This is a genomic window from Paraburkholderia sp. RL17-373-BIF-A (genome assembly GCF_046030175.1).
GTDB lineage: Bacteria > Pseudomonadota > Gammaproteobacteria > Burkholderiales > Burkholderiaceae > Paraburkholderia.
The window spans coordinates 1-4,375 of the sequence record NZ_JARESO010000159.1; the positions used below are offsets into that span (position 1 = coordinate 1).

4 protein-coding genes and 2 pseudogenes are annotated in these 4,375 nt (G+C 57.3%); all 6 read right to left on the reverse strand.

Annotation, left to right across the window (positions count from 1 at the left end):
• Window positions 1-603 (reverse strand): annotated as a pseudogene (locus tag P0D80_RS48785) (transposase); the annotation flags it as partial.
• Window positions 591-677 (reverse strand): annotated as a pseudogene (locus tag P0D80_RS48790) (transposase); the annotation flags it as partial. The pseudogenes P0D80_RS48790 and P0D80_RS48785, both read right to left, overlap by 13 nt.
• 341 nt (window positions 678-1,018) lie before the next feature.
• Window positions 1,019-1,591 carry a type III secretion system translocon protein SseD gene (sseD, locus tag P0D80_RS48795; protein WP_408295573.1) on the reverse strand — a complete coding sequence of 191 codons (573 nt, stop codon included), beginning with the start codon at window positions 1,589-1,591 and terminating at the stop codon, window positions 1,019-1,021.
• A gap of 17 nt (window positions 1,592-1,608) precedes the next feature.
• Window positions 1,609-3,108, reverse strand: coding sequence for a type III secretion system translocon subunit SseC family protein (sctE, locus tag P0D80_RS48800; protein WP_408295576.1), 1,500 nt, complete (start codon window positions 3,106-3,108; stop codon window positions 1,609-1,611).
• Between the two features lie 604 nt (window positions 3,109-3,712).
• A complete protein-coding gene (locus P0D80_RS48805) occupies window positions 3,713-3,886 on the reverse strand; it encodes a hypothetical protein (protein WP_408295579.1) in 174 nt (57 codons plus the stop codon).
• A gap of 285 nt (window positions 3,887-4,171) precedes the next feature.
• Window positions 4,172-4,375, reverse strand: a 204-nt coding sequence (locus P0D80_RS48810; RefSeq protein ID WP_408295582.1) for a helix-turn-helix transcriptional regulator, incomplete at its 5' end; no start/stop codon positions are given.

Consider the following 4,375-nt stretch of genomic DNA (forward strand, 5'->3'; position numbering starts at 1 on the left):
CAATTGCCGGTTGGCGCCGGTCAGATCGCGGAACTCGCGTAGTGGTACGAAGGATTTCTTTACGTACTTGACTCCGGATTCAACGATTCCCTTCTTGGCCGGGTCGTGCGGGTCTAGCGCGGCATAGGAGCGCTGGACTGCGGGTTCATAGCGGCAGGCCTTGATGATCGCGCACTTCGCGTTGTCTATGATGACCCGGCCAGGGCAACCGCCGAACGATTCAAACGCCCGCCGGTGGCAGGCCAACCATGTCGCGACCGTTTGGTCCAGAGCGATCTCGGCGTACTAGTGACGCGACCAGCAAAGCGTCACCACAAAGATCCACGTCTTGAGCGGAAGGCCTGATTCGTGCCTGAGCGCCGGCCCGGCGCCGAAGTCAACCTGGGCGGCGTCCGCTAGCGCAAATTCGAGGATCCTCGTCGGGCCGGGTGGACGACGCTCGGCGGCCAGGCGACGCAGCATGTGCTTCACGGCGTCATAGCTGCCGGTGTAGCCGTGATTGCGCTGAAGGGCGGCATGGATCGCGGTGCCCTGCACGCCGGCGGCCGCCCAGCTTCGGATCTGTTCCCGAAACGGTTCTGCCGTCGACACGCCAGCAGTCGGTCGATCAGCTCATCGGGGAACAGCTTCGGCGCCTTCGGGCTCTTGCTCTTCGTGGTCACAGTTGCTTCGGTCATAGGACGTAAGTCCGTTATCGTCTCATGACCTCGGCACACGAAAATTCTGACAGGCTCCGAAGCAGGCGTCGCCATGGCTCGGGCGCAGACCGTACCCGCGCGGAAAGCCGCGCGCAGATCCGCGTCTGAACACTCAAGCCTCCACCGACTTTCGTAAGCACTGAAGTTCCGTATCGTCAACGCCACGTCGCTGGATGTTCAATCTCGACGGTCGCCTTGAAATCTTAAGTTCGCCGGTACTCGCGGCGCTTCAATGCATTCTCACAAATCAAGCGCCGCTATCCGGTTGGACGCCCTATCGAAACGCATGAACGGGCGCACCGTCGGAGACCTATACCAATTTACATCCGCACGCTACTAGTCATCCGGTCGTGTACCTGAACAAGTGCGCTCAACAATTCGCGCAGTTCGGATGATACCTTAAGCGCATTTGACAAGGTTTCATCGGAACGCTTCAGTAACTGGTCTGCGAAATTGTGCTGATAACCGCCGATGGCCTGCTCCTCCTGGCTCTCACGAATTGACTGGTTGGCCGTGTTGACGCTAACGTATCCCTCTATCCCCGAGGCCAGTCCCCTACTGATGTCCGTCACCGGCATCAACTTGCAACCTGCGGCGCCGCCTAACGTCTGCGCGATGCCACCGGCAATCTGCGCCCACGCCTGGGCATTCTTGCCATTGAACTCTTTGTCGATTGCACTCATCTGACTCTGGAGCGCGGTAACTTGCATCTGGAAAGTGTTGAGCTGTTGCGTCTGATTGTACTGACGCAAAATATCGCGCAGTTTGCCGAACAACTGCCCGAGGCTCACCATAAGCTGGTTGATCATGACTATCGCCTCGTCGCCTCGAAGATCGGCAACACTCAGGACAGGCGCGCTGCTGGCCCCCACGGACTGCACTTTATCGTTCATAACTGCCTCCAATTTAATCAGGCTATATTGTGAGCAATGTTGCTGAGCACAACATTGTTCTTGTTTTGGGCTTCAGCGGCACTCGACAGTGACTTCCCGGCGCCGTCGAGCAAATGACTCATGTCCTCGCGTGCCCGCTGCTTGAGTTTCTCGAACTCGTCCAACAGGAATTGCACAAAGCTGCTGTCTGCGGTCAACTGCTGAATGGTCTTCTGCAGCTCGGCGCGGTCCTTTGAAATTTCCCCCATACCAACAGCGTTTGCGCCTTGAACACCTCCGCGAATCGCAGCTTTAGCAACGTTCGGGTTGCTCATCATGCAACTTCTCACTGCCCGTTGCGTCACATCCTTCCGCACCATATTCACCACCTGCTTGGTCAACTCCGTCGTCGCCAAGGCGCCGACATCCCTAAGGGCATTTCCGGCAACCGTCTGCACCGCGTTCTGCACGATTTTCTTGATCGCCTCTTCGCCGAACGCGGCGATCAAATGGCTTTGCCCCATGAAACGCAGCCCAGACTCTGCAAGCCCCTTCTCCACCTCTTTCGCGACCTGCCTGGCTACTTGCTCAGCTACTTCCTCAGAAACACTCGCGATTGCGTCCTTAGCCGCGCTCTTTGCAATCGATACCATCTCCTTCGTGGCTTGCGTACCGATCGCATTGCGGCCAGCCATGACGATGTTGCGCAGCGCCTCGCCAACATCCCGCTTCATCACCGTTTCTGTACCTTTGGCGATCACCTTCGTCGCCGCCACAACCCGAGCTATACTGATCACGTCAACGCACATGCCGGCGATTTCAAAGGACAATTGAATCTTGCCAGCTATGTCAGCAATCTCCCGAAGCTCCGCTGCCGCCTTATCGTCCGCGCCCAATGCGACAGTCTCAACTATCGCCTTGACGAGACCGGCACAGCCAGCAGCGATGTCCATGGTTCCACCTGCAAAGTCTCCGCAAACAAGCTTTGCACCACCGGTAGCAACTTCCGCTACGGAGATGATCCAGTCAGCTATGACGTTGAAAACCGCGGCTGCCTTTGCCTTCTGCTCATCCTCGATTGACTTGTCGATCTGTACGCGCAGTGCTTCGATCTGACGCTCGCGCAGCTTCTCCACGCCTTGTGTACGGATTTCCAGTGCGAACGACTTCAACTGCGCCACGTCGCCCAAAGCTTTCACTCCGAGCAATGCGGACGCCAAGGTCATTGCGGCCATCGGCGTATGTTCGATCTGCGCCACAGTGATCGGCTTGCCGCCGTCAGTAGCCCCGAACGTAGACAGGATACGGTTCAACGCCGCCTCAGCCGCGCGCACCGTAACGAGTTCCGTCGGACGGGACGGCACTTGAGATGCCCACCGTGCTTGGTTACTGCCCGGTTGCTCATGCGGTTGCCGCCGAACAATGGGCGTCAGCGCACCCGCCCCAATGGGAGGCGAGGAGATGACATTGACGCCACCCAATGGCGACGACATGTCGATCATGCCGGCCGAGCTGGATGAGACGATTTGCGTGGTCATAATAGAATCCTCGACACAATGGAGGAGAGCGGTTGCATGTTCGCGGGGCAAAACGACGCCTTCAGCTGCTGTCAATGCCCACTCGATGTGGTGTGGCCAATGGTCAAACTGCCATCCGGCTATCGACAAAGTGGCGTAACACAGTGTCCATACGCCCCAAGCCACCTAGCCTTCACGCCCCCCAATGCCCACATCTTAAGATCCGTGCTACGGCTAGCGTCCGGCCTTGCATCAAACTGCACGACCGTCGGAGGCGTAAGTTCTTCGGTATGAACGAAGCCTTATTGTATTTTCTGTGGCCGGGATGATCGTTGGGAAAACGGTCCGGATTTTTCACTTTCGCAAAGCTGCTCCTGTCGAGCTGGGAGCATTTTCGCCATCAAGCATCGCGAAGATGGGCCGCCTCTTTTCGAGGTTCCTTCCATTGCTCCAGTTATCAATTCGCACATAGCTTCCCTAGGCGATTCGATAGAGCAACCGGAACGAATGGCAATCAATTGCTTCGTTACCCCGCCAAAGTGAGCGGACGTAAGTATATTGGGGGCCGCTAACTGGCTCTGGTACGAGTAGTCAATGAAAGAATTGGTCCACACGTCAAGAACCATTAGAACCGTGCAGGATCGAATTGCAGCTTGCTAATTCGCGGTATCAGCATGGCGCCCGCGACGCCGGCCGCTTCGACGATCAAACATGACGGTCTGTTGCTTCGGCTGGACGCAAAATCCACCAGATTTTTTGAGAATACCGCCAGCTCGCCCAATCGCAGCGCATCGGACATGCCGTTCCCGCTCTCATAGCGGGGACAGGCCGACCGTCTCGACCGCGCCATCGGCACCTGCACGGCGATTGGAGCTACCGCGCCTGGTCAGTCAACATGGCAGGCACACATCGACGACGGCAACATTTTGTCTCATGGACAGTCTCTTGCTGCGCGAGCTTGGCTGGTGCATTGTGGCCGACCCTCTTCCCCATACGTGAGTGCCCCTGCCCGCCTCTACTACGAAGACCTGTTCGCAAGCGCGCGACTGAACGGCAAGGGACGGTCCACACACGTAACACACGCCTATCGCAACACCGACGCCATAAGAGGCCTTGTATTTTGCCGAACTTTTCGCGGACAAATCCCATAGTGGCGACGGAAGCGATCGGAGAAGTGAGCTACGTTCGCGAACCCCGACTCGAACGCAATATCAATCACCTTCTTAGGTGAAGTCTCAAGTAGCAGCTTTGCATGCTCTAGCCGTTGGTCGAGCAACCAGTCTTTTAC